Origin of the sequence: Sporosarcina sp. NCCP-2331 (genome assembly GCF_023707945.1) — a bacterium.
GTDB lineage: Bacteria > Bacillota > Bacilli > Bacillales_A > Planococcaceae > Sporosarcina > Sporosarcina cascadiensis.
The window spans coordinates 1-22,339 of record NZ_BRCD01000039.1 but is presented as its reverse complement, the minus strand read 5'-3'; the positions used below and the strand labels follow the sequence as shown (position 1 = coordinate 22,339).

General features: G+C 45.2%; 24 protein-coding genes. 3 read left to right on the top strand and 21 right to left on the bottom strand.

The annotated features are described in order from the left end of the window. Window positions 1-176 precede the first annotated feature (176 nt). The 15 genes from NCCP2331_RS16785 to acpS all read right to left on the bottom strand — a co-directional run bounded on the left by NCCP2331_RS16785 (window position 177) and on the right by acpS (window position 11,541). Window positions 177-629, bottom strand: coding sequence for a SprT family protein (locus NCCP2331_RS16785; RefSeq protein ID WP_251671910.1), 453 nt, complete (start codon window positions 627-629; stop codon window positions 177-179). A gap of 6 nt (window positions 630-635) precedes the next feature. Further along, on the bottom strand, window positions 636-2,780 hold the full coding sequence (locus tag NCCP2331_RS16780; RefSeq protein ID WP_251671911.1) for a Tex family protein: 2,145 nt from the start codon (window positions 2,778-2,780) through the stop codon (window positions 636-638). Window positions 2,781-2,903: 123 nt separating this feature from the next. Beyond that, window positions 2,904-3,500 (bottom strand): PP2C family serine/threonine-protein phosphatase, encoded by a 597-nt coding sequence (locus tag NCCP2331_RS16775; protein ID WP_153723229.1) that lies wholly within the window; start codon window positions 3,498-3,500, stop codon window positions 2,904-2,906. Then, a complete protein-coding gene (gene sigB, locus NCCP2331_RS16770; protein ID WP_251671909.1) occupies window positions 3,500-4,285 on the bottom strand; it encodes an RNA polymerase sigma factor SigB in 786 nt (261 codons plus the stop codon). Before sigB ends, NCCP2331_RS16775 begins: the two co-directional genes overlap by 1 nt. After that, on the bottom strand, window positions 4,260-4,733 hold the full coding sequence (rsbW, locus tag NCCP2331_RS16765; protein WP_153723233.1) for an anti-sigma B factor RsbW: 474 nt from the start codon (window positions 4,731-4,733) through the stop codon (window positions 4,260-4,262). Before rsbW ends, sigB begins: the two co-directional genes overlap by 26 nt. Next, entirely contained in the window at window positions 4,720-5,061 is a 342-nt protein-coding gene (locus tag NCCP2331_RS16760; protein ID WP_153723234.1) for an STAS domain-containing protein, read from the bottom strand. Before NCCP2331_RS16760 ends, rsbW begins: the two co-directional genes overlap by 14 nt. A 100-nt stretch (window positions 5,062-5,161) precedes the next feature. Then, window positions 5,162-6,166 carry a PP2C family protein-serine/threonine phosphatase gene (locus tag NCCP2331_RS16755; protein WP_251671908.1) on the bottom strand — a complete coding sequence of 335 codons (1,005 nt, stop codon included), beginning with the start codon at window positions 6,164-6,166 and terminating at the stop codon, window positions 5,162-5,164. A gap of 13 nt (window positions 6,167-6,179) precedes the next feature. Next, window positions 6,180-6,581 (bottom strand): anti-sigma regulatory factor, encoded by a 402-nt coding sequence (locus NCCP2331_RS16750; protein ID WP_153723227.1) that lies wholly within the window; start codon window positions 6,579-6,581, stop codon window positions 6,180-6,182. Window positions 6,582-6,583: 2 nt separating this feature from the next. Next, window positions 6,584-6,946 (bottom strand): STAS domain-containing protein, encoded by a 363-nt coding sequence (locus NCCP2331_RS16745; protein ID WP_153723226.1) that lies wholly within the window; start codon window positions 6,944-6,946, stop codon window positions 6,584-6,586. A gap of 1 nt (window position 6,947) precedes the next feature. After that, window positions 6,948-7,775, bottom strand: coding sequence for an RsbT co-antagonist protein RsbRA (locus tag NCCP2331_RS16740; RefSeq protein WP_153723225.1), 828 nt, complete (start codon window positions 7,773-7,775; stop codon window positions 6,948-6,950). A 276-nt stretch (window positions 7,776-8,051) separates the two neighbouring features. Further along, complete coding sequence (locus tag NCCP2331_RS16735) at window positions 8,052-8,402, bottom strand: type II toxin-antitoxin system PemK/MazF family toxin (RefSeq protein ID WP_153723224.1); 351 nt, start codon at window positions 8,400-8,402, stop codon at window positions 8,052-8,054. 4 nt (window positions 8,403-8,406) lie between these two features. Beyond that, a complete protein-coding gene (locus tag NCCP2331_RS18430; protein WP_153723223.1) occupies window positions 8,407-8,712 on the bottom strand; it encodes a transcriptional regulator in 306 nt (101 codons plus the stop codon). 153 nt (window positions 8,713-8,865) lie between these two features. Beyond that, window positions 8,866-9,981 (bottom strand): alanine racemase, encoded by a 1,116-nt coding sequence (gene alr, locus NCCP2331_RS16725; RefSeq protein ID WP_153723222.1) that lies wholly within the window; start codon window positions 9,979-9,981, stop codon window positions 8,866-8,868. Between the two features lie 81 nt (window positions 9,982-10,062). Beyond that, window positions 10,063-11,091 (bottom strand): LolA family protein, encoded by a 1,029-nt coding sequence (locus NCCP2331_RS16720; protein ID WP_153723221.1) that lies wholly within the window; start codon window positions 11,089-11,091, stop codon window positions 10,063-10,065. An 81-nt stretch (window positions 11,092-11,172) separates the two neighbouring features. Continuing rightward, window positions 11,173-11,541, bottom strand: a complete 369-nt coding sequence (acpS, locus tag NCCP2331_RS16715) for a holo-ACP synthase (protein ID WP_153723220.1) — start codon at window positions 11,539-11,541, stop codon at window positions 11,173-11,175. A gap of 68 nt (window positions 11,542-11,609) precedes the next feature. Here acpS and NCCP2331_RS16710 point away from each other — a divergent pair, with 68 nt between their 5' ends. Then, window positions 11,610-12,218, top strand: a complete 609-nt coding sequence (locus NCCP2331_RS16710; protein ID WP_153723219.1) for a rhomboid family intramembrane serine protease — start codon at window positions 11,610-11,612, stop codon at window positions 12,216-12,218. Window positions 12,219-12,426: 208 nt separating this feature from the next. Here NCCP2331_RS16710 and NCCP2331_RS16705 read toward each other — a convergent pair whose 3' ends face one another. The 6 genes from NCCP2331_RS16705 to NCCP2331_RS16680 all read right to left on the bottom strand — a co-directional run bounded on the left by NCCP2331_RS16705 (window position 12,427) and on the right by NCCP2331_RS16680 (window position 19,650). Continuing rightward, window positions 12,427-13,935: a PH domain-containing protein gene (locus NCCP2331_RS16705; protein ID WP_194841198.1), complete on the bottom strand. Its 1,509-nt coding sequence runs from the start codon at window positions 13,933-13,935 to the stop codon at window positions 12,427-12,429. Continuing rightward, the gene (locus NCCP2331_RS16700) at window positions 13,928-14,407 is read right to left on the bottom strand and encodes a PH domain-containing protein (RefSeq protein WP_153723217.1); all 480 of its coding nucleotides are present in this window, start codon (window positions 14,405-14,407) and stop codon (window positions 13,928-13,930) included. Before NCCP2331_RS16700 ends, NCCP2331_RS16705 begins: the two co-directional genes overlap by 8 nt. 149 nt (window positions 14,408-14,556) lie before the next feature. Then, window positions 14,557-16,083 carry a degradosome RNA helicase CshA gene (gene cshA / locus NCCP2331_RS16695; RefSeq protein ID WP_153723216.1) on the bottom strand — a complete coding sequence of 509 codons (1,527 nt, stop codon included), beginning with the start codon at window positions 16,081-16,083 and terminating at the stop codon, window positions 14,557-14,559. A gap of 428 nt (window positions 16,084-16,511) precedes the next feature. Continuing rightward, window positions 16,512-17,204 carry an alpha/beta hydrolase gene (locus NCCP2331_RS16690; protein WP_153723215.1) on the bottom strand — a complete coding sequence of 231 codons (693 nt, stop codon included), beginning with the start codon at window positions 17,202-17,204 and terminating at the stop codon, window positions 16,512-16,514. After that, on the bottom strand, window positions 17,201-18,571 hold the full coding sequence (locus NCCP2331_RS16685) for a UDP-N-acetylmuramoyl-tripeptide--D-alanyl-D-alanine ligase (RefSeq protein ID WP_153723214.1): 1,371 nt from the start codon (window positions 18,569-18,571) through the stop codon (window positions 17,201-17,203). The genes NCCP2331_RS16690 and NCCP2331_RS16685 overlap by 4 nt, the downstream gene beginning before the upstream one ends. A gap of 14 nt (window positions 18,572-18,585) precedes the next feature. Then, window positions 18,586-19,650 carry a D-alanine--D-alanine ligase gene (locus NCCP2331_RS16680; RefSeq protein ID WP_153723213.1) on the bottom strand — a complete coding sequence of 355 codons (1,065 nt, stop codon included), beginning with the start codon at window positions 19,648-19,650 and terminating at the stop codon, window positions 18,586-18,588. 234 nt (window positions 19,651-19,884) lie between these two features. Between NCCP2331_RS16680 and NCCP2331_RS16675 the strand changes: the two genes are divergently transcribed. Together NCCP2331_RS16675 and NCCP2331_RS16670 are read left to right on the top strand one after the other, a co-directional pair. Beyond that, window positions 19,885-21,069 carry an FtsW/RodA/SpoVE family cell cycle protein gene (locus tag NCCP2331_RS16675; protein ID WP_153723212.1) on the top strand — a complete coding sequence of 395 codons (1,185 nt, stop codon included), beginning with the start codon at window positions 19,885-19,887 and terminating at the stop codon, window positions 21,067-21,069. Window positions 21,070-21,109: 40 nt separating this feature from the next. Then, window positions 21,110-22,291 (top strand): FtsW/RodA/SpoVE family cell cycle protein, encoded by a 1,182-nt coding sequence (locus NCCP2331_RS16670; protein WP_153723211.1) that lies wholly within the window; start codon window positions 21,110-21,112, stop codon window positions 22,289-22,291. Window positions 22,292-22,339 lie beyond the last annotated feature (48 nt).

Sequence of the window (22,339 nt, the reverse complement as noted above, 5' to 3'; positions counted from 1 at the left end):
TTTAACTGTCATTTATCAATTCTTTTGAACATATTCTCCGTCTGACATATAAGAGTATTCTGCAAAAAACTTCATTGCTGATGGCGTCATACATCTGCAGATTATGCCGCGGGCTCTTTCCAGACAAATAAAGAGACAAGCATGGAAGTCACATTTCCATGCTGTCTCTATTCTTCTCATTCTGCCTTCACAATTTCACCTGCGCATTTTCCGCAGCGGTATTTCCTGCAGTCCATACGTCTTCTTCTGCGGTATTCGCAGCCGCAAGCTGTACAGCGGTACAAATGGACGGCTGCACTTCTTGCCTTAGGTTCAGCCAGAGGTTTACAGTGGCGCGGTGAATTTGTTATTTTCATAAGATGCCTGAAATCTGCATCTCCGTGTTTGTAGCCTCTGCCTTCTAAGTGCAGATGGTAGTGACAGAGTTCATGCTTGATGATTCCTATAAGCTCTTGTTCATCATGCATCTTTAGAACAAGCGGATTGATTTCTATAAAATGGTTACCCAGTTTATAACGCCCGCCTGTCGTGCGCAGCCGTTTATTGAAAATAGCCTGATGGAGAAATGGCTTGCGAAAAATGTCGAGTGAAATGCGCTCGACCAGCTGCTGTAATTGTTCATCCGACATATTCAATTACCCCTTATTTAAAGGAACCATGGAAAGTGCAATCCGGCCTTTTTGACGATCTACTGAATCAATCCAAACGGTGACGATATCGCCTGAAGCCACGACGTCTAACGGATGTTTGACGAAGCCTTTTTTCAATTTGGAAATATGGACAAGTCCGTCTTCTGAAACACCGATGTCTACAAATGCGCCGAAATCCACTACATTCCGGACAGTTCCTTGCATTTCCATTCCTTCATGAAGATCTTTTATATCTAAAACATCCGCTTTTAAGAGCGGCTGAGGATAGTCGTCACGCGGGTCACGGTTTGGCCGCTGCAATGTATGGATAATGTCCTTAAGGGTGATTATTCCTACATCCAACTGTGCTGCCAATTGCGTCAGGTCAATATTTCCTAACGCTTCTGCTGCTTCATCAGTACCCAGCTGTTTTTTACTCAGACCTGCTATTTTGAGCACTTCTTCTGCAACTTTATAGCTTTCCGGGTGAATTCCCGTTGTATCAAACGGCTCTTTTGATTCAGGTATACGCAGGAAACCGATTGCCTGCTCATATGTTTTCATACCAAGTCTCGGGATTTTCTTCAGATCTGTGCGTTTTTCAAACTTGCCCGCTTCTTCCCTCGCTTTGACGATATTCTCTGCAACAGTTTTGGAAAGTCCGGATACATATTGTAATAGAGAGGAAGATGCCGTATTGACGTTGACGCCCACTCGGTTCACTGCCGTCTCCACCACAAAGGACAGCGATTCCGTCAAATTTTTCTTGGCGACATCATGCTGGTACTGCCCTACCCCTATGGAACCCGGATCAATTTTGACGAGCTCTGACAGCGGATCTTGCAAACGGCGGGCGATAGATACTGCACTTCGCTGTTCTACTTGTAAATTAGGAAACTCTTCTCTTGCTTGCGGTGATGCAGAGTAAACACTTGCTCCTGCTTCATTGACAATAACGTATGATACCGGTTTGTTAGATTCTTTAATGATGTCAACGATGAATTTCTCAGATTCCCGCGAAGCTGTTCCGTTGCCGATCGCGATGATGGAAATCGGATATTTCTCTAATAAATCGTTAATTATTTTTTTAGATGCTTCTTTCTGCTGCTTCGGCGGATGCGGATAGATTACAGAGATATCATGGAGCTTCCCTGTCTCATCGACGACCGCCAGCTTGCATCCTGTACGGAAAGCAGGGTCTAAACCAAGAACAGTTCTGCCTTTTAACGGAGGCTGCAATAGCAGACTGCGAAGATTTTCCGAAAATACATGGATAGCTTGTGTTTCTGCTTTTTCCGTCAGCGCTGTACGAACTTCTCTTTCGATAGAAGGAGCGATTAATCGTTTGAATGAATCCTCGAACGCTTCTTTTATATAAGGGGCCGATGGAGAGCTTGTCCGCTTGAGATATGTACGCTCTAAATCCCCGATGATGCGTTCAGCAGGAAAAGTCACGCCGACACGCAGCACATCCTCTTTTTCTCCGCGATTAATCGCCAGCACTCTGTGAGGCACAATTTTATTCAGAGGTTCTGAGTAATCATAATAGTTTTCGAAGACGTTGCGCTCATCTTCTGCTCCTTTTTTCAAACTCGCTGTCAGATGTCCGGAAGCCCAGGATACTTTACGGATTTTTTCACGGATTGATGCATCTTCTGAAATACGTTCCGCTAGAATAAACTTGGCGCCCTCGAGTGCATCTTCTGCTGTGTTCACTTCTTTTTCAGAGTTTATATAGTTCTGCGCTGTCTGTTTAATCTCTTTATCGGTTTGCAGCATCATTTGATCCGCCAATGGTTCCAAACCGTTTTCAATGGCAATCATCGCCTTCGTTCTGCGTTTTTGCTTATAAGGACGGTAAAGATCCTCAATACGCTGTAAAACTGAAGCTTTTTCAATATCAGCTTTAAGTTGTTCGCTGAGCTTGCCCTGTTCTTCAATTAAACGAAGGACTTCTTCTTTTCGCTGCTCCAGTGATTTTACATAATGATAAGAGTCTTCTATGTCTTTTATTTGGACTTCGTCTAACGAACCCGTTGCTTCTTTTCGATAGCGTGCAATGAAAGGTACTGTGTTACCTTCTTCTAATAGTGCGATAACGCTTGCAGTCTGACGTTTGCCAATGCCAGCCCGGCTCGCAGTTGCTTCCATAAGATCAATCGACAATACAACCACCCTTTCTTCTTTCCATATAATAGCATAGGTTCAATGTATATTCCCGCTAAAACGGTCGGGATAATTCGGCAAAATGCGCACATAAAAACCCGCCTCAACTTAATGAAGCAGGCTGGCCGCGATGAAAGTCGCGTCATCATTATCGTCAATTGTAGTTTCGATTTTCTTGTACAATTGATAGGGTGTAGAATTTTCCTGCAGGTATTTCTTCGGACTTCGCAGGCTGACACCGTCCGAATGCAAAAAGAATCGGTCATTCTTGCTGTATGGATAACGCTGAGTGCGGAGTGACTGCGGACGTCCCGATAAGTAACCCATGACTGGTAATGGATAAATCATCTGACCATTTGATTGCAGAATATATATACGGATATTGCCGACACAACTATATTCCAAAGTTTGTTGTGCAAAATAAACTTTTACAATACCGACCGCCGCGCCGCGCTTATGGAACATTAGTTTATTGCAGCGCAGCAACAAATCGTCAGGTGATTCATGATGGTACTTTTTTAAGACTTCCGGGATTACTTGAGCAGATTCCATCGCATCTGAACCGCTCCCAAGTCCATCTGCAATTGCACAAATGAAATAATCTTCTTCTGAATGAATGTAGTATGCATCCCCAGAATCTTTATTTCCTTTTTTCGACTGTTGATAGATATATGCCTCTACATATTCATTCTCAAAAGTTTCCACTACTTTGCACCACCACTTGTTAATATTACTTCCTGAAGTTTCTTGATCGCTTTTCGCTGCAGTCGTGAAACGTGCATTTGAGAGATATCCAGCAATTCTCCAGCTTCCTTCTGACTCATCTGGTCAATATATGTATACTGGATAATTTGCCGCTCGCGTTCACTCAGCACGTTCAATGCATTTAATACAAGCATCCGCTGATCTGTTTTTTCATATCCGTCGTCCGTGTCACCTATGATGTCCAGCAGTGTAATCGTTCCGCCTTCTGAATCCGCATCGAGAGTATGGTCAATAGACAATGCTTGATAGCTTCTGCCCATTTCCATTGCTTCTAGGACCAATTCTTCGTCGGTATCGAGATATTCAGCTATTTCATATACCATCGGTGAACGTTGAAATTCCGTTGTTAACGTTTCAACTGCCGCTTTTATTTTCGGACCCAGTTCTTTGATTCGTCTAGGCACGTGAACAGCCCATGTTTTATCACGCAGAAAACGTTTAATTTCACCGATAATCGTCGGCACGGCAAACGCCTCAAAACTTCTGCCCTGCTCCGGATCATACCGGCGAATCGCACCTAATAAGCCCAGCATTCCTGCCTGAACGATATCTTCATGATGGGATTGTCCGCGTGAATATTTACGGGCAATCGAATGGACCAATCGTTCATAATGAAGGACCAGCGCGGTCTGTGCATGATCGTCATTCGTTTCTTGGTATTCATGTATCCATTGAATAACTTGTTCTTTTGTTTCTTTATCACGAGAAGACTGTTGGTTTGACATGTCCTTCTCCCCGCTCTCTGCCCAAATATTTGGTCATGAAGACGATGACACCCTCCCCATGGTCAATCTTCACTTCATCCATTAGTGTTTCCATTAGATAAAGTCCCAATCCACCTTCTCTTAAAGGGGAATCTTCATTCCATTCTTGGTAGGGTCCAACTTTTTTCTTTGTTTCTTCAAAGTTGAAGCTTCTTCCATGATCAGTCACGACGATTTCCAGTCGATCTTCATAAAGAGCGCATCCTAAAATCACCTCTCCCGTATTCTCGTCATTATAGGCATGCTGTACTGCATTTGTCACAGCTTCACTGGCAGCAATTTTTAAATCCTCGATTTCGTCATATGTAAATCCGATGCGGCTGGCCAAACCAGAGATCGCCAACCGGGCTACGCCGACGTATTGCGGTTTTGCAGGAACTTTTACTTCAATGTAATCAAATGCTTGCATCATGTTCGCCACCTTCAACCTGTTCTATCTGCATAATATCGCTCAGTCCTGTAATTTCAAATAAGCGATATAGGCGTTGATTCAGCCCTTTGATCACTAATTTTCCGTTATGCGCAGTAATTTCCTTGTAAAAACCTACAAAAACGCCCAGACCAGTGCTGTCCATATAATTCACTTCTGATAAATCCAGCTCGACTTCCATACCTTCAGCCTGTTCTAATCGCGCCAAATGTTCTTTCAGCTTTGGTGCAGTATAAATATCTATTTCTCCAATGATTTTAAAATTATGGACTAAGTCCTTGTCAACTTGCTCAACTTGTAAATTCATTACGCCACCCCGATCGGTTTCTCTATTTTTTATCATGTGCATCCCACGTAACTTGCTGCACACTTCTTGTGTAATACCCGCTTTTCGAACACCTAAACCTTTATTTCGTTTTCTTTAAGATGACTAGTGTAAAATCATCACGAAGCTGATAGTTTTGCATTTTCGAAAGTTCGGTAAATAAATAATCGACCATTGTCTGTGCATTCTCTGTCTTTACGTCCAGCAGCAAATCTTCAATTACATCCATTTCAATAAAACCTTCTTCAGTTCTCGTTTCACTTACTCCATCTGTCATAATGGCAATAAAATCGTTTTCTTCAAGCCGGGCCGCACGTTCTTCGTACACTGCCTCTTGTTTCACTCCAAGCAGCAGTCCCTTGCTTTCAAGCAGACTGAACTTCTTCTCTGCGGCACTGTAAAAAAGCGCAGGCTCATGCCCTGCCGACGAATAACGGAATGTTGCAGTATCTGCATGATACTTGCCGTAAAACATGGAGATAAACATTGAATCTGAAATACTCTGTTCAATCATTTTATTGATAAAACTCAAGACTTCTGAAGGATCTCTCTTTTCATAGCGAAGGCTGTCCATTCCGAACTTAACCATGGACATATGCATGGCCGCGGACATACCTTTTCCTATAATATCTGCCACTGCCATGCACACTTCATTCGTAGATTCATTGAGGAAGTAAACGTAATCTCCGTTCATCTGCTTAGCAGGTTTTGATATCCAGCCGATATCCAGCCCCTTTGCCTCAGGAGTCGCCGTCTGCAGCAGCGTATTCTGCATCCTCACCGCCAGATCCATTTCCATTTGAATCGCTTCCTGTTTGCGGATCAGACTCTGGTGTTCTTTCAAAGCCAGTCCGTAATGAATCATCATTTCTATGAGAAAATCAAAGGAGACACTTACATCTGATGGTAACTCTTTTATTAATTCTTCAATCGAATTTTTGTGAATGCTGATTACATCTTCAGGCGCAATATTTTTATCGATGAAACTGCGGCTGAACTGCTGGCCCAGGTAGAGATCTTCTTCACCCTGGGAACGAAGAAAATTCTCCAGCATTTTTTTATACTGTTTCCCAGCCTCCTGCGGCAATGTTCCTCAACTCCTAGTGCAACCATTTCGTCGCTGTAATGGTAGTGCCGGTTCCTACTTCTGTTTCAACACGAAAGTCGTCCATTAGACGCTTGACGCCGGGCATGCCCGCACCCAGTCCCCCGGATGTAGTAAAGCCATCTTCCATGACTTTCTGCAGATCCGCAATTCCCGGGCCTTCGTCTGACGCAGTAATGATCAATCCCGCGCGCTGCCCTACCCGTACCGGCTCAATCTCAATTTTGCCTTTTCCGGCATAAAGATAGATGTTTCTCGCCAACTCACTGATAGCGGTAGTGATCCTCGCCTGGTCCACCGTGCCGAAACCTGTACTTTTTGCTTCGTTACGTCCGAGTTGTCTCGCTGCAACAATATCCCATTCCGTGTTGATCTCTATAGAAGACCTGTGGTTCATGGTCAGGCCTCCAATTCTCTAGTCAATTTCTCTAGCCCGTTTTCTAAGTCTAAAGCTGTTGTTACATTCGCCAGTCGGATGCCCAGTTCAATCAGTGTAATCGCTACAGACGGCTGAATGCCTGTGATAACTACTTTCGCACCCATCAAGCTTGTCATATGAATTACGTCGCCAAGTACTTTGGCAATAAAGGAATCAATGAAATCAATCGGCGTCAAGTCAATTACAACTCCGCGTGCAGCAGTTTTATGCAATTGATCTAATAAATCTTCCTGGAATTGAAGAGCTGTCTGATCATCCAGCTCTACTTGAATGGATACGATTAATGTGTCTTTTAATTTCAGAATCGGGATTCGCATCTTCATACTACTCTTCCTCCTCCACTATTGAACGACCTGTCATTTCCAGAGCCTTTTGCATACCGCGTCGCAATGTGCTCGTTGTTGAAAAGTCTGTCAAGTTAATACCCAGTGTCACAATTGTCTGAGCGATTTCAGGACGGATCCCGACCAGCATACATTTAGCGCCAACCAGACGAACTGCATCCGCCGCTTGAATAATATGGTGTGCAACCATTGTGTCTACTACAGGAACGCCTGTAATATCGAGCAAAACAACTTCCGCCCGCTGCTTGACAACACCTTCAAGCAAGTTTTCCATGATTAATTTCGCACGTTCCGTATCGATTGTTCCGACCAGCGGCATGACAGATATTTTGTCGAATACAGGAATCAAAGAAGCCGACAATTCCTGTAACGCAATTTTCTGCAGGCTGTCTGTCCGCTCCCACTTCGTTGAGTATTCTTCAATAATACTTTCACGCAAAGGATTAATCCAGCGGGTGAAAATACCTACACCTTGCCGCAAATTAGCATCTGATAAAATTCCCTGCTCGTAAAACAATTCATATACCACAGATGAAAACGTATCAATTGCCCGGTTAATGAATTTGATAGACCAGCCAAAATGAATAATTTTCTCCGTGAACTCGTCCAAACGTTCTTTATCGACTTGTTCACGGTCAGATAAATTAGACGTCATCAATTTTGTGAATTCCCTGCTCGTCGTATCCACCACACTTGCCGGCATTAAATCTAAAAAGCGTTCAGTAGAGTTATCTTTCATTTGCTCTACCCACCGGCCTGTGATGGTGTCTATATTATCGGATATCCCTTTTTTCATAACCTCATTCATGGCTATTTGTTCCTCCCTATATCTTCAGTCTTCTCTATTGTAACGAAAATTCGTGTAAACTACATGTATTTTGCGGTTATTTTACAAATAGAATTGCGCGGTAAAAAATACAAATCCTCCTCAAAGCGTCTGTCTTATGCGGTGCAGCGCATTTTCAAAGGGCTATATTCATCTATGCAAAAACACTATAACCATTTGGCTATAGTGTTTTCTTGTGAGCAGCCATGCATCCTGCCGTTGTCTGCGTGTGTAAAAAATGTAGTAAGAATATGTATGCTAAAATTTAATGAGTCCGAAGCTTACTTGCAGCGCTTCGTCAACCTGCTTCATTAACGCTTCATCTAAGTGTGTAATTTTGTCTGTGAGCCTGGACTTGTCGATCGTGCGGACTTGTTCGAGCAGGATCACTGAATCCCGCTCGAATCCATGCCGTGCCGCTGTAATTTCGACATGTGTCGGCAATTTTGCTTTTTGTATTTGCGCAGTAATGGCTGCTACGATTACTGTAGGACTGAACCGGTTTCCGATATCATTCTGAATGATCAAAACCGGCCGCGTCCCTCCCTGTTCAGAACCGACTACAGGTGACAAATCTGCAAAAAAGACGTCTCCACGTTTAATTGCCAACTTTTCATCCTCCGGTGACGCAACGTTCCACGGTATGCTGTGCTTCAAATTCCGCATATAAACATTCTGCCGCTATATTGAGGTTGATCTGCGACATTTCCACATAGCCTCTGATCATAGCTTCCCGCAACAAAGAAGCCTCACCACTCTCCATATGTCTCTCTGTTGTCATATAAACGAAATCGTCCTGCATCTGTTCCCGTTGAAAGATTGCGTCTTCATTTTGCTGTTGCAATCTCGATGAGGCTATACTTATTATTCTTTTTTCGTTTTTATTCGTACGCAACTTGAGCACCTCCGACAAACCCATCCCTATTATTTCTATATCAAATCTATCTTACCATTGAACTGCTAATATGAAAAGACATGGTTTGAACTCTTCTGACAAGAAATACAAGTTTATTCAGTAGTTTGTCGAAAATTAACGGTAGCTGCTTCGAATATTATCATGATTTTCAGTCTTTTATTTGTAAACTCTTGGAATGCGTTCTGAGAGTGTTACGGCTATCTCATACGGGATGGTGCCCAGCCGTTCTGCCCATTCTTCCATGGTGATCTCTTGGTCTCCCTGTTTACCGAGCAAAGTCACTTTCTCACCTTCCGGAAATTTTTGCGGCAGCTTCACCATACACTGATCCATGCAGATCGCGCCCACAATCGGCGCTCTTTTGCCGCCTACTAATACTTCTTGCCCTGTTAGCGCACGTTTTAAACCATCCGCATAACCAATCGGCAACGTACCGATCCAGTCGTTTTCTGACGTAATATATTTTCCGCCATAACTGATCTCCTCGCCTGCCGGAAGCTTTTTCACAAAGGAAAGTTCCGTTTCCAGCGTCATCGCTCTTTGCAGCGCAAACGGCATTTTTTCGGCTACTAATGCAGAGGGCGCGATGCCGTAGAGACTGATGCCAAAACGGACAGCGTCCAACGAATACTCAGGAAAAATCAGCGCCCCCGCACTATTGGATGCATGAACGAGACGCGGCTTCCTTGGAAAAACATCCACTAACTTCATGAACTTTTTAAACTGTAAATCAGTCGGCACTGTTTCTTTTTCATCCGCCCGCGCAAAATGCGTGAACGCTCCGTCGATTGAAAAATTCCCGGACTGATTGATCAGTTCAATCAGACGGGCCAGCTCCTGCTCCGTTCTTACGCCGATCCTGCCCATTCCGCTGTCAATCTTCACATGCACTTTGCACTTTTTATCGAATAATCGCAAAGCGCCTGCCTGCTCTGCCCATACTTTGCTTGTCACTGTGATGGTAATGTTATGCTCAGCTGCTGCATTTACAAATGACACAGGGGAAGGGCCCAGCACCAGAATATCGGCATGCGGCACCTGTTTCCTGAGTGCAAGTGCTTCATCAGGCGTCGCGACAGCGAGCATTTCTGCTCCTGCTGCCAGCGCCGCTGATGAAACTTCTGCTGCACCATGTCCGTAACCATCCGCTTTTACAACTGCGATCAGTTTGGTTTCATTTGGCAGATAGGATGTAACTTGCTGTGCGTTATGCTGTATTGCCTCTATATTGATTATGGCTCTTGTCGGCCGGTAATCCGTGTTGTCATACATACTAATTCACCTCGTCGGGATAGACTGTTTGATTAATTATCTATCCTGAACCAGAAGCAAGTCAATTGTTAAAGCTGCTCGTTATTTTGCTTCCGTGGCAGTCATCGAATTTGCGACAGTAATCAATTCTTCCTTACTCAGCGTTTCAGAGGCCACAAAGAATGATACACCATTCATTTCCCAATGAATCGACTGATCGGTTAATGCAGCTACCGCAAAGCCTAAATCCACAGGATCCCCTTCTACCGACACAGCCAGCTGGTTCATCGGCTTTTCTGCCGGCTCCTGAATAACCAAAAATTCTTTTTCCCCGCTGAACGTCATCAAAATACGCTGACCGCTGTCCGTCGTGATGACTTGTTCGTCTGATAAAGTAGAGCCTTCCCAATTTACTGCCGGGTAATACGTTTGATAACCTGTTTTGTCATCTGTTTCTGCTGCCTTTTCCTCTTCGTCCGCATCCGCCTGGTCATTTTCCGCTTTAGGCTGTTCCATCTCTACAGCATAATCCGCAACTTTATGCTCTACACCCAATGAAATCTTCGCGAATTTAATGGATATTTTTTCCTCGCCGGTTTCATCTTGGATTGTTACTTTGGTCGGGAGCAATGTTTTCTTGTCAATATGAATTTTCTGAGAAGGTAATAATTTCTTATGATTATTACGCGTTGCCGTTTTAAACACATATTCTTTGTCTTTCTCTTCCATTACCGCTTCTTTATCCGCTTTGATATCCTCCGCCAACGTACCGATTAAATATCCCTGGCTGTTTTGTGCCGGCCAGTCACTTTGGAATTTATACGTTTTGCCGAGTGACGGCGTAATTACAAAGACACCTTCTTCATTGCGCACGATCATTTGTGAATCTTCATTTCCTGTTTGCGTTACGTTGACCTTGTAGAATTCCGGCTTCGTGTGCCATACTTCCACGTCATATACCCGAGGTTCTGCACCTGTTTTAATTTCCATTGATGCTTGTAGTTCATAGCCTTTCGTTTCATTCCATTTATTGCTGAGCTTCTTCATAACGTCTTCCTTAGAAGGCTTTCCGCATCCCCCCAGTACTAGCAAAAATGCTGCGACCATTACCAACAGAAATCGTTTCCGCATTCAATTCATCCTTTCTCCAATCAATTCGGGTAGCTTATCTTATGAAGGGGATGAAGCGATTATGCGAGCTTGTTTTAAAGTTTACGAGTTTGCATCAGTTTGCATTAGAATTACTTGCGCTGCAGCAGCCGTCCGGGTATGCGTGATGCTGACGAAGCCGCTGACCCGATGCTGCTTGAAGTAGAGCACAGGGCGGCCGCTCGGTTCCGACAAGATTTCAATGTCGAGAAAACTGCAGTCTTTTCCAATGCCTGTGCCGCGCGCTTTAGAAAATGCTTCTTTTGCGGCAAACCGGCCTGCCAAGTACTCCGTCCGGCGATGCCCTTTTAATTGTTGATAGATTTCCAGTTCCGCTTGTGATAAAATTCTTTCTCTAAACTTCGCATTGCGGGCGTTGAGACTGGCCACGCGCTCGAGTTCTACAATATCCAGACCAATTCCTTGTATCAAAATGAACATCTCCTTTCCCATCAGCGTCAAATATAGGTATAATCAGTAGAGAAGATTGAGGTGAAACCATGTTTATACGAACAGAAAACTTTTCACAGTATGTGCGCGCCTACCCGGTCGTCACATTTTTGCTAGCCCTGAATATCGGAATTTTCATTTTGACATGGCTTCCGGGAATCGGCGGGCAAATTCTGCTATGGGGAATCGGCGATAATTTCCTGATTGCAAACGGCGAGTATTGGCGCCTGATTACGCCGATGTTCCTGCATGGCGGATTTACACATTTACTGTTTAATATGTTCTCTTTATTTATTTTTGGACCTGAGCTTGAGAAAATCGCAGGAAAGGCCCGGTTTATCACGATTTATATGCTGGCCGGTCTGTTCGGCGATATTGCTACGTATTTCCTGCAGTCACCCGATTACAGACATCTGGGCGCAAGCGGTGCAATTTTCGGCGTGTTCGGTGCATTCGGCGCTCTGGTTTATTATACGAAGCACGTGTTTCCGCAACTGAAACAAGTGATCCTGCCTATTATTGTGATCAGTGTGGTGATGACGTTTGTCGGTACGAATATCAACGTAACCGCGCACATCGCAGGTCTCATCACTGGTTTCATTATCGGATTGAGCTATTTTAATCCAAAGAATATTGTCAGCTGGCGAAAGAAGCGCTAGCTGAACACAAAGCCAGACAAGTTTTCTTGTCTGGCTTTTTTGCAGCTTGCGGCTTGCGACTTTTACAGTCAGTTGCTCATGAAACATCGGCGGGTGCTCATTGAATCCAGCCGGCCGCTCATAATGTACGGCCGAGTGATCATTAAAACTCCGCCTGTGATCATACCGGGCCTGCACATGATCATAAGACATTCCCTCGTGCTCATAGCTATTCAACCCGATGCTCATACCATGCCAAAAACTGTTCTGCTGCTTCTTCGGGCATGTGACGGATTGCCGGAGAGTCTGCTGTCATGCCGGATTTTACGTTGATTGTCAGGGTAGCCACTTTTTGTCTGCGATGGAAATAGTTTTGGTCCATCTCCATGGACTGTATTCGGTTCTTTTCCGTAAACACAGTATGTCGGCTGACAGTCCGGAACCGCATCGTCAGCTGTTTCGGCAAAATGGAGTAAGCTGCGGTGTTGTACTGCCAGCGTCCAAATGCCCAAACAACAGGGAGCAGAATCAGCGCAAACAAGCCATATGGGAAGAAATAATAGGATACGGCTCCTGCTGCGGCCAATACCAGAAAAAGTTTGAAACGGTAATAGAAGCGTCTGCCGCGACCACTCAGCTTGTCTTCAGGCATATTGAAATCAAGAGCAGGAAACAGTTCTTGCAGCGGCTCGATTACGCGGTTTCGTTTTGCCAGAGGAAACAATTTGATACGGGCACTCTCGCCCATCCCGCCCGCACTGTTGACAATGACGGTGGAATAACCGAATAACTGCCTAATCGGATTCTCTGCAATCGTGATATTTTGTATTCGATTAAGAGGCACCGTGACACGTTTCTTCTCGAGTAATCCTCTGGTGATAATCAAATCATCTTTTTCCAGCATGACTTTGAAATCATAATTTGCAAGAAAAGTCATCACTACAGAAAGCAGCCAAACTATTAGAAGACCCATCGTAATCATAATAGTAATTACCAGCACACCAAAACGCATGAATGATTCCAATTCTCCAAATAACCATTCAAATGGAATCAGCTCTTCAATTTGTGATAAAAACACAGCGGCACCTGATAAAATAACGCCGATACCTCCTGAAGTGGTTGCCAGCATCAGCAAATCACCTGTCGTCATCGAGAAAACGGTTTTTACAGGCTTAACTGCTTGCTTTGCAGAAGCAGATTCAGGTTCCCTGTGAAGCACCAGCTCTGCGTCTTCATTGCTTCTCAGCGAAGGACCGATAATCCTGAATTGTTTCGCTCTCTGAATTTCCTCCTCGATCTGCCTAGCAGCCTCTTTCGTAATCGCTGTCAGCTCCGCCTCTGCATCCTTGCCGGATGATGACCCTGCCGTTTCCACTTTCACTTTCACCAAATTAAACATCCGGTGAAAGATTCCTTCCGTATAATCCAGACTCTGAATGCGATCAAACGGAATATAGCGTTTTTTCCGGACAAATAAACCTGAGATCATCCGCAGTTCCTGATCTTCAAACCAATAATCAAAACGCCGCCACTTAATCACGCCCGAGACCAGCGTAAAGAGCACAAGAATACCAAAAATGATCAGCGTCCAATACTTAAAAAACCAAGGAGCAGTGCTTTCGCCTTTGAAACCGTTTACCACCACCAGGAGGATGAACGGTCCAATCATTTCCTTTAATGCCTTTGCAGTTTCCACAACCGCGGTCACCCAATGCAATTTATAACGCTGCTCAGACATCGTCTTTCGCCACCCTTGCAAACATGGAAATCCGGTTGCGCAATTCATCTGCTTCCTCTGTCACCAAAGCAGGAATTGAATGATTGGTTGCTGCAGTGGAAATGGTGATGGAGGCAAGACCGTATTTGCGTAAAATTGGTCCTTCTGCGGTATCCACATGCTGTACGCGGACCATCGGAATCAATGTACGGTTGACAATGAAAAGTCCGTGCTGCAGTTCAATCTCCGCTTCCCGCACTTCATAGCGCCAGCGTTCCCACCTGATTTTCGGAAATAAATAAATAGAGAAAAATGCTTGCAGGATGATAAAGACCGCGATTATAATACCGATCCACTTCGGCCACTCAAAATAATAAATCAGAAATCCTAAACCAGCCGCTACGGCCAGCACAATTACAGTTTGTATCATGCCGTATAATCTCCAGACGGTCAGACCTTTCCTGGAAATTTGATTGGCAGGCTGCTGTCTCATTGCATCCGCTCCTTTGTAAAAATCTAATATGTATATGCTATGTATACGGTACAGCCGTAAAAACGTTTCATCCTACCCGATCATATCATAATTTATGCAAAAAAAATCCGGGCTGCCAGAAGCAAACCCGGATCAATATATTCTTTTTCTTATCGTTCTGAACGATTACTGCTGCTGCTGCGACGTGAACCGCCGTCTCTTCTTCCGCTGTCGCGCGGGCCGCTGCTGCGTCTTGAACCGCCTGCACCGCCACCACTGAAGTTTCTGCTGCGTCCGCCTTGTGAGCGTCCGCCACTGCCGCCGCTGCGATTGCCTTTATAGCCGCCACGATTGCCGCCCGAAGAAGTTCTGCGTGATGGAAGAGGACGCTCTTCTGTAATAGTTACAGGAGTCTCATCCACATCCTTCGTTAATGAACGAAGAGCTGCTGCGATGATATCTTTCGCATCAAATTTCTCAAGAAGCTGTCCTGCAAGTCCTGCATAGTCTTCTGAGTTATTTTGTTCAACCGCTTCAGCTAAAGATTCTACCGCTATTTTCTTTTGTTCCATGAGTGCTTCATCAGATGTCGGCGGACGTAAAGGAGTCATACGCTTCTTAGTCGTTTCCTCAACGATGCGAAGGTAGCCCATTTCACGAGGTGTTACGAATGTAACCGCCACTCCGCTCTTACCTGCACGGCCTGTACGTCCGATACGGTGTACATAGCTTTCCGGATCTTGAGGGATATCAAAGTTGTAAACATGTGTCACACCAGTGATATCTAAACCGCGTGCTGCTACGTCTGTCGCTACAAGCACATCGATTTTATTCTCTTTGAACTGACGCAATACTGACATACGCTTCGCTTGAGTTAAATCACCGTGGATTCCTTCAGCTAAGTAACCGCGGATGCTAAGTGCATGTGCAAGTTCATCTACCCGGCGCTTTGTACGGCCAAAGACGATCGCCAATTCAGGCTGGTGAACGTTAAGCAATCTTGAAAGGATATCAAACTTCTCACGTTCATGTGATTTCACGAAAAACTGCTCAATATTTTCAACAGTCATTTCTTTTGATTTAATTTTCACCATTTCAGGATTCTTCATGAATGTTTCTGCAATTTTACGGATCGGAGCAGGCATCGTTGCTGAGAACAGCAATGTCTGACGCTCAGCCGGTACACTTGCAAGAATGGTGTTGATATCTTCAATGAAGCCCATGTTCAACATTTCATCTGCTTCGTCCAAGACAAGTGTCTGAACGTTATCAAGCTTCAATGTTTTACGGTTGATATGGTCCAGGATACGTCCTGGTGTACCAACTACGATGTTCGGATTATTACGTAGCGCACGGATTTGACGTCCGATTTCCTGTCCGCCATATACGGAAAGTACTTTCGCACGGCTGCCGAAACCTACACGATAGATTTCTTCTGATACCTGGATAGCCAATTCACGAGTCGGTGCGATGACCAACGCTTGAACTGCCTGGCTTTTAGGGTCCAATTTTTCAATGATCGGAATACCGAAAGCTGCAGTTTTCCCTGTACCTGTCTGAGCCTGACCGATTACGTCGCGGCCTTCCATACCAAATGTAATGGTACCTTCCTGGATCGGTGTTGCTTCTTCAAACCCCATGCGCAGCAAGGCGTTCTGTGTTGTTTCACTAATATTCAATTCTGAAAACTTCGTCAAAATATTCATTCTCCTTTATTTCTTCATTTGACAATTGGTTACATTTGCAAATGAAAGCGCGGCAACTTCGAGCCATATACTTTGAAAGTGGGAGCATTTCCGATAGAACCATCTCTGGCATTTAAAAAACTCACAGGAGCATTTTTGCGGATGGAGAGGGGTCATATCAATCACGCCTCGGCGTAATTGCGTCCAGATTTATTTAAGAAGCACAATGGTTAAACCTGTGACATACAAGGAAAGCTCGGTCCTTGCCGAGCGGTTGGATCGACAAATCATTGTTAGTTTGTCCGATAATCCACCGTTTTATTCAAAAAAAAGTACTCTCCGTGAAAAACGGAAGAGTGCCGTGTAAATGTATCCAATTCCTCTCATGAGTTTACCACGGCCGGCGCCAGACTGCAACGAATCAGCTTAAGTTCCATTAATCAGTCTTTTGAGAGGAATGCCAGCACTCTGGAAAACCATTCATACCGGTCATTGCTGTAGCAAATATGATGCTTTCCGTGCTCTGAATAAATCAGCTGTTTTTCATCCGAGCCAAGCTGTTCGTAAAGCAGATCCGCTGTGACAGCCGGTACAATACCGTCCCGTTTTCCCTGAACAATACAGACAGGTGTCCGAACATCATGATGATACGGGCGGACCAGGCGGACTACTTTTAAGAACTCAAGCGCTGCACGAACCGGCGTATGTGTCAACTTGTAATTGTACAGATGATAAAAAGAATCTGCAGGATAGCAGCCGCTCTTCGAAGTTCTCATCACTACTTTTGCGTCTTCCACGAGAATCCGCGGGCTTATGTATTTGGCCGCCGCACTCAGCAAAACCAGTTTATCAATTGGATAGCGCAGGGACAGATACATCGCGATCAAACCGCCCATAGAAAATCCAATGACAATTACGCGGTCCGTTTCTTTCATCAGCCGCTGCAGTTCCAGTTCCGCCGCCATGATCCAGGAAGCAGCAGAGCCTTCCTGCAGATTGCGCCCTAATTCATGCCCCGGCAAAACCGGTACTGCTATTTCCCAGTCCGTATGCTGTTTCAAATACTGTCTAAGCGGGGCAATTTCAAACGGACCGCCGGTAAAACCATGGATAAACAGTACGCCTGTCTTCACTGTCTTCCCTCTGTCAACGCGTCGATAATCCGCTCCAGCTTCATTCCTCTTGAACCTTTGCACAGCACAACGGTCTGTTTCGTCAATTTCGGCCGCAGTGCTTCCACAATCAGTTCCGCGTCGTTTGCCGTCCACATGACTTCGCCTGAAAAGTCCGTCAGCTTATCTGCCAGCCACTTCATCCGGCTCCCGAGCAGCGCAACTCCCGCAAGGTCCATTTTCAGCAAATCCTCCGCGAGGCCTTCATGATACGCCTGTTCTTCTTTTCCCAATTCGAGCATATCTCCAAGGACGAGCCATTTTTCCTGACGCACTGATGTGTCTTCTATAAAACGGAATGCCGCACGCATCGAAGTCGGTGCTGCGTTGTAGGCATCATTGATGAGCAGCGAGCCGTTCAGACCGGCAACCGGCTGCATTCGCATATCGGTCAGCGCTGTTTGCTGCAGCCCGACTTTAATCTGCTGATCCGTCAGCCCGAGTTTATTGGCAATCAGCATTGCTGCTAATGCGTTCTTCACCTGATGCGCGCCGTATACCGGAATTGTGAACTGACCCTGCAGCCTGCCCGTTACGTCAAACGAACTTCCTTGATCCGTCGAATGAACTTCCCCTACCGTCAAATCCGCCTGTCCATAGCCGAATGAAACACTTTGCACAGCAGGCTTGCCAGCCGTCAGCGTACGCAGCAGCGGTTCATCGCCATCGTATAAAAGGATTCCGTCTTCGGACAGACCATCAATGATTTCAAATTTTGCTTTCGCAATGCCTTCACGTGAACCGAGGTCCTGCATATGCGCTTCCCCAATATTTGTGATGACCGCAAAATCTGGAGCGGCGAGTGTCGTTAAGAAAGAGATTTCTCCAAACCCGCTCATGCCCATTTCTAAAATGGCTATCTCGGTTTCATCTTCCACAGCTAACAGCGTCAGAGGCAGGCCAAGTTCATTATTGAAATTACCTTCCGTTTTCTTGACGCTGAAATACGGAGACAAGACACCGGCGATTAAATCTTTCGTTGACGTCTTGCCGTTCGAGCCGGTTACCCCGATGACTTTACATTTGAGTTCCTGCCGGTAACTCCGTGCCATTTGCTGCAAAGCCAGTTCTGCATCCTCTACAAATAAGAGAGGAAGATGCGCTGGCGGGTTCGGTTCATCTTTCTGCCAAAGAGCCGCGGCTGCACCGCGCTCAATCGCTCCTTCAGCAAAACGATGCCCATTCACTTGCTCTCCCCGAAACGGAATGAACAGATCTCCCGCCTGCACATTGCGTGAATCGATACAGACGCCTGTGATGAGCTGCCCGCCGATGTGCTGCCCGTCAGCCTGCAGCCATTGCTGAATTCTAGTTAGTCTTCGTTTCACGTTATATCCTCCGCTCAGTCCATTGTATAATGCAGTTGTTGTTTTTCCGCATGGCGTTCAATGGCAAGATCGATCAATCGGTCAATTAAATCCGGATACGCGACTCCTGATTTCTGCCAAAGCAGCGGGAACATGCTCGTCGGCGTAAAGCCCGGCAGCGTATTGACTTCATTGATCAGCACTTCATTATCTGAAGTCACAAAGAAGTCTGCGCGGACGAGTCCTGCACAATCCAATACTTTGAATGCGCGGATCGCCATATCTTTCATATGCTCCGCGACAGAAACGGGAACTTCAGCCGGAATTGAAAGCTCTGTGCTTTGATCCTGATATTTTGCTTCATAGTCATAAAACTCTGCAACCGGACGAATTTCGCCGGCAATCGAAACTTCCGGGTGGTCATTGCCGAGAACTGCCATCTCAATTTCGCGTGCCGTAATTCCTTTTTCCACGATGATTTTGCGGTCAAATTTCAATGCAAGCTCGATCGCTTTTCGTAATGATTCACGGTCATCCGCTTTACTGATGCCGACACTTGATCCCAGATTTGCAGGCTTGACAAACATCGGATAAGGCAGTGTTTTTTCCGCCATGTCCAGTAAACTTTCCGCATCATCCTGCCAGGCGCTGCGAATAAAATGCACATATTCCACTTGCGCCAGACCGGCCTGTGCGAATAATTGCTTCATGACAACCTTATCCATGCCCGCTGATGAAGCAAGCACCCCGTTGCCTGCGTATGGAAGATTCAGCACTTCAAACAATCCCTGCACCGTGCCGTCTTCCCCGTTTGTTCCATGCAGCAGCGGCAAAATTACGTCTGGCATATCGCCTGCCAGAAAGCCTTCGATATGATCAGGCTCCGGTGTTCCTTCTTTTTTCAGGCGAAGTGTTTCCATCTCATCGACCGGCCCTTCAAGCGGCGCACCCTTCAGCCATTCTCCCTGCATCGTAATATAAATTGGCAGCACTTCATATTTTTCCAAATCAAGCGCCTGTGTTACTGCGCGTGCTGTTGAAAGAGACACCTCATGTTCTGCGGATTTTCCGCCATATACTAACCCTAATCGTTTTTTCATTTGATCTCCTCGCATTCCGTAGATTTCATTCATACAGTTTACCATGAAAACCGCCCGTTCATGAACGAAAAACTAGCGGCCGGTATTCTTTTTGGCGAATACCGAAACTAATCATTTCACTATGCGTCCATTAATCAGTGTACTTCTTAAAAACATATACGATATAATAAGAGATTGTAATAACAGATTATACTAGCTAGGAGAATGACAGCTAAAGAAAAGGTGAGTTCTTAATTGAAACAAACAAACAGGCTCGGTGAACGATTCGACTGGACACTGGCCTTTATTATTATGTTATTCGGGATTATTAGTTTAGTTGTCATTGGATCTGCTCAAACTTCAGAGCAATATACACAGAACTTCGTCATCAAACAAGTCCGATGGTATGTACTTGGTTCCTTCATCGTTGCGATGGTGATGTATTTCGAGCCCGAGCAATATAAGAAAGCCGCCTGGTACTTTTATGGATTCGGGATTTTTCTACTGCTGTTCCTTATGCTCGCACCGGGAGGAGAGGGACAGATTGCAGAAATGCGATATAATGCGAAGCGCTGGCTGCATTTGCCGGTCATCGGCACGATTCAGCCTGCTGAATTCATCAAAACCTTCTTTATTCTGGGACTGGCCCGGATGGTCAGCATGCATAATGAAAAAGTACTTCAGCGGGACATTCAGTCAGATCTGAAGCTGCTCGGAAAAATTGCTCTCATGCTTGTCGTACCGCTGTTTTTTATAATGAAACAGCCGGACTTGGGGACTTCTCTGGTCTTTATTTCGATTACCGCGGCTGTCGTCATTGTGTCAGGGATTTCATGGAAGCTTCTGATGCCGATCTTTTCAATCGGTGCCGCCACTGCCGCAGGGATACTCTGGATGGCGATCTACGCACAGGATTTTTTAGACAAAATCGGGTTCTCCCCTTATCAATTTAAAAGGGTCTATTCATGGCTCGACCCGTATTCTTACCCGACCGATGAAGGTTACAATCTCATCACCGCGATGACCGCAATCGGTTCAGGCGAGCTGACGGGAAAAGGTTTTCTTGGCCGGATTGTCTATATTCCGGAAAATCACACAGACTTCATATTCAGTGTAATTGGCGAAGAGTACGGTTTTATTGGAGCCTGCATCGTGATTACCTTGTATTTCGTTTTAATTTATCATTTGACAAAAGTCGCCCTATCCTTGCATGATCCGTTCAGCGTCTACGTCTGTACAGGCGTCATTGCGATGATTGCGTTCCACGTTTTTGAAAATATCGGCATGAACATCCAGCTGCTGCCGATCACAGGGATTCCGCTGCCGTTTATCAGTTACGGAGGCAGTTCACTGTTCAGTAATATGCTGGCGATTGGGCTCATTTTCAGTATGAAGTTCCATCATCGAACGTATATGTTCGCTTCAGACGATGATAATTAACATAAATGACAGTCCATTCTAAACCTAAAAGGTGACCATCATGAAAATATATAATAAACCGCTTGAACGTTTCGATTGGACGTTGGCTTTTATTTTACTGCTGTTCTGCACGGTAAGTGTCATTGCGATTTCATCCGCACAAACAACGGGACAGTATACAATCAATTTTGTACCTTCACAAATTCAATGGTATATCGTCGGTGCATTTATTATTGCGGTAACCATGTATTTTGAGCCGGAACAGTATTTCAAGGCAGCCTGGTGGATATATGGTGCAGGAATTTTCCTATTGCTGATGCTGTTTATCTTGCCGGAAAGCATGGATTTAGTCGCCCGGCGGAACGGTGCGAAGAGCTGGTTTCATCTGCCGATTGGAAGTATCCAGCCTGCAGAGTTCATGAAAACCTTCTTTATTATCGCGCTCGCCCGCCTGATCACGCAGCATCATGAAAAGTATCTCGTCAAAACACTGAAGACAGACGGCATGCTGCTCGCCAAGATTTGCGGTGTACTGCTTGTGCCGCTGCTCTTTATTATGCTGCAGCCTGATTTAGGGACCGGCCTTGTATTTTTGGCTATTACCGCTGCCCTGATCATCATTTCGGGGATTTCATGGAAAATCATCGGCCCTATCTTCATCGGCGGATTTGTCGGAGGAGGCACTTTGCTGCTGATGGCGCTGTACGCGCAGGATTTTCTGTTGAAGCTCGGATTCAAGAAGTATCAGTTTGAACGTATCTATTCCTGGATTGATCCCTATTCCTACGCTTCGAATGAAGGAATGCATTTGATTACTTCGTTGAACGCGATTGGTTCGGGAGAGATTTTCGGCAAGGGTTACAAAGGCAGAGAAGTTTATGTAGCGGAGAGTCATACCGATTTTATCTTCACAACGATTGGCGAAGACTGGGGATTTATCGGAACCAGTTTGATTATCTGCCTGTTTTTCATTCTGATCTATCATTTAACAAAGATTACGCTCGAACTGAAAGATCCGTTCAGCACGTATATTTCTGCCGGCATTATTGCGATGATCACATTCCATGTATTCGAAAATATCGGGATGACAATCCAGCTTTTGCCTATCACCGGCATTCCGCTTCCGTTCATTAGTTATGGCGGCAGTTCGCTGATGGGAAATATGCTGGCTATCGGGCTGATTTTCAGTATGAAGTTCCATCACCGCAATACGATGTTCCGTGCGTCCAAGGATTATGAATAAGCTGACCCCTCCTTCCCTGACAGTTACAAGTTGTGTAAACTGTATAGG

Coding starts and splice junctions, on each gene's coding strand:
- NCCP2331_RS16760 (WP_153723234.1), bottom strand. CDS start 5,061: ATGAATTTACAAGTTGAGCAAGTTGACAAGGACTTAGTCCATAATTTT.
- NCCP2331_RS18430 (WP_153723223.1), bottom strand. CDS start 8,712: ATGGGTTTGTCGGAGGTGCTCAAGTTGCGTACGAATAAAAACGAAAAA.
- NCCP2331_RS16750 (WP_153723227.1), bottom strand. CDS start 6,581: ATGAACCACAGGTCTTCTATAGAGATCAACACGGAATGGGATATTGTT.
- NCCP2331_RS16745 (WP_153723226.1), bottom strand. CDS start 6,946: ATGAAGATGCGAATCCCGATTCTGAAATTAAAAGACACATTAATCGTA.
- NCCP2331_RS16680 (WP_153723213.1), bottom strand. CDS start 19,650: ATGAAAAAACGATTAGGGTTAGTATATGGCGGAAAATCCGCAGAACAT.
- NCCP2331_RS16705 (WP_194841198.1), bottom strand. CDS start 13,935: ATGTCTGAGCAGCGTTATAAATTGCATTGGGTGACCGCGGTTGTGGAA.
- NCCP2331_RS16700 (WP_153723217.1), bottom strand. CDS start 14,407: ATGAGACAGCAGCCTGCCAATCAAATTTCCAGGAAAGGTCTGACCGTC.
- rsbW (WP_153723233.1), bottom strand. CDS start 4,733: ATGCAAGCATTTGATTACATTGAAGTAAAAGTTCCTGCAAAACCGCAA.
- NCCP2331_RS16780 (WP_251671911.1), bottom strand. CDS start 2,780: ATGGAAGCAACTGCGAGCCGGGCTGGCATTGGCAAACGTCAGACTGCA.
- NCCP2331_RS16720 (WP_153723221.1), bottom strand. CDS start 11,091: ATGCGGAAACGATTTCTGTTGGTAATGGTCGCAGCATTTTTGCTAGTA.
- NCCP2331_RS16785 (WP_251671910.1), bottom strand. CDS start 629: ATGTCGGATGAACAATTACAGCAGCTGGTCGAGCGCATTTCACTCGAC.
- NCCP2331_RS16670 (WP_153723211.1), top strand. CDS start 21,110: ATGAAAATATATAATAAACCGCTTGAACGTTTCGATTGGACGTTGGCT.
- alr (WP_153723222.1), bottom strand. CDS start 9,981: ATGTATGACAACACGGATTACCGGCCGACAAGAGCCATAATCAATATA.
- sigB (WP_251671909.1), bottom strand. CDS start 4,285: ATGTCAAACCAACAGTCTTCTCGTGATAAAGAAACAAAAGAACAAGTT.
- NCCP2331_RS16740 (WP_153723225.1), bottom strand. CDS start 7,775: ATGAATGAGGTTATGAAAAAAGGGATATCCGATAATATAGACACCATC.
- NCCP2331_RS16710 (WP_153723219.1), top strand. CDS start 11,610: ATGTTTATACGAACAGAAAACTTTTCACAGTATGTGCGCGCCTACCCG.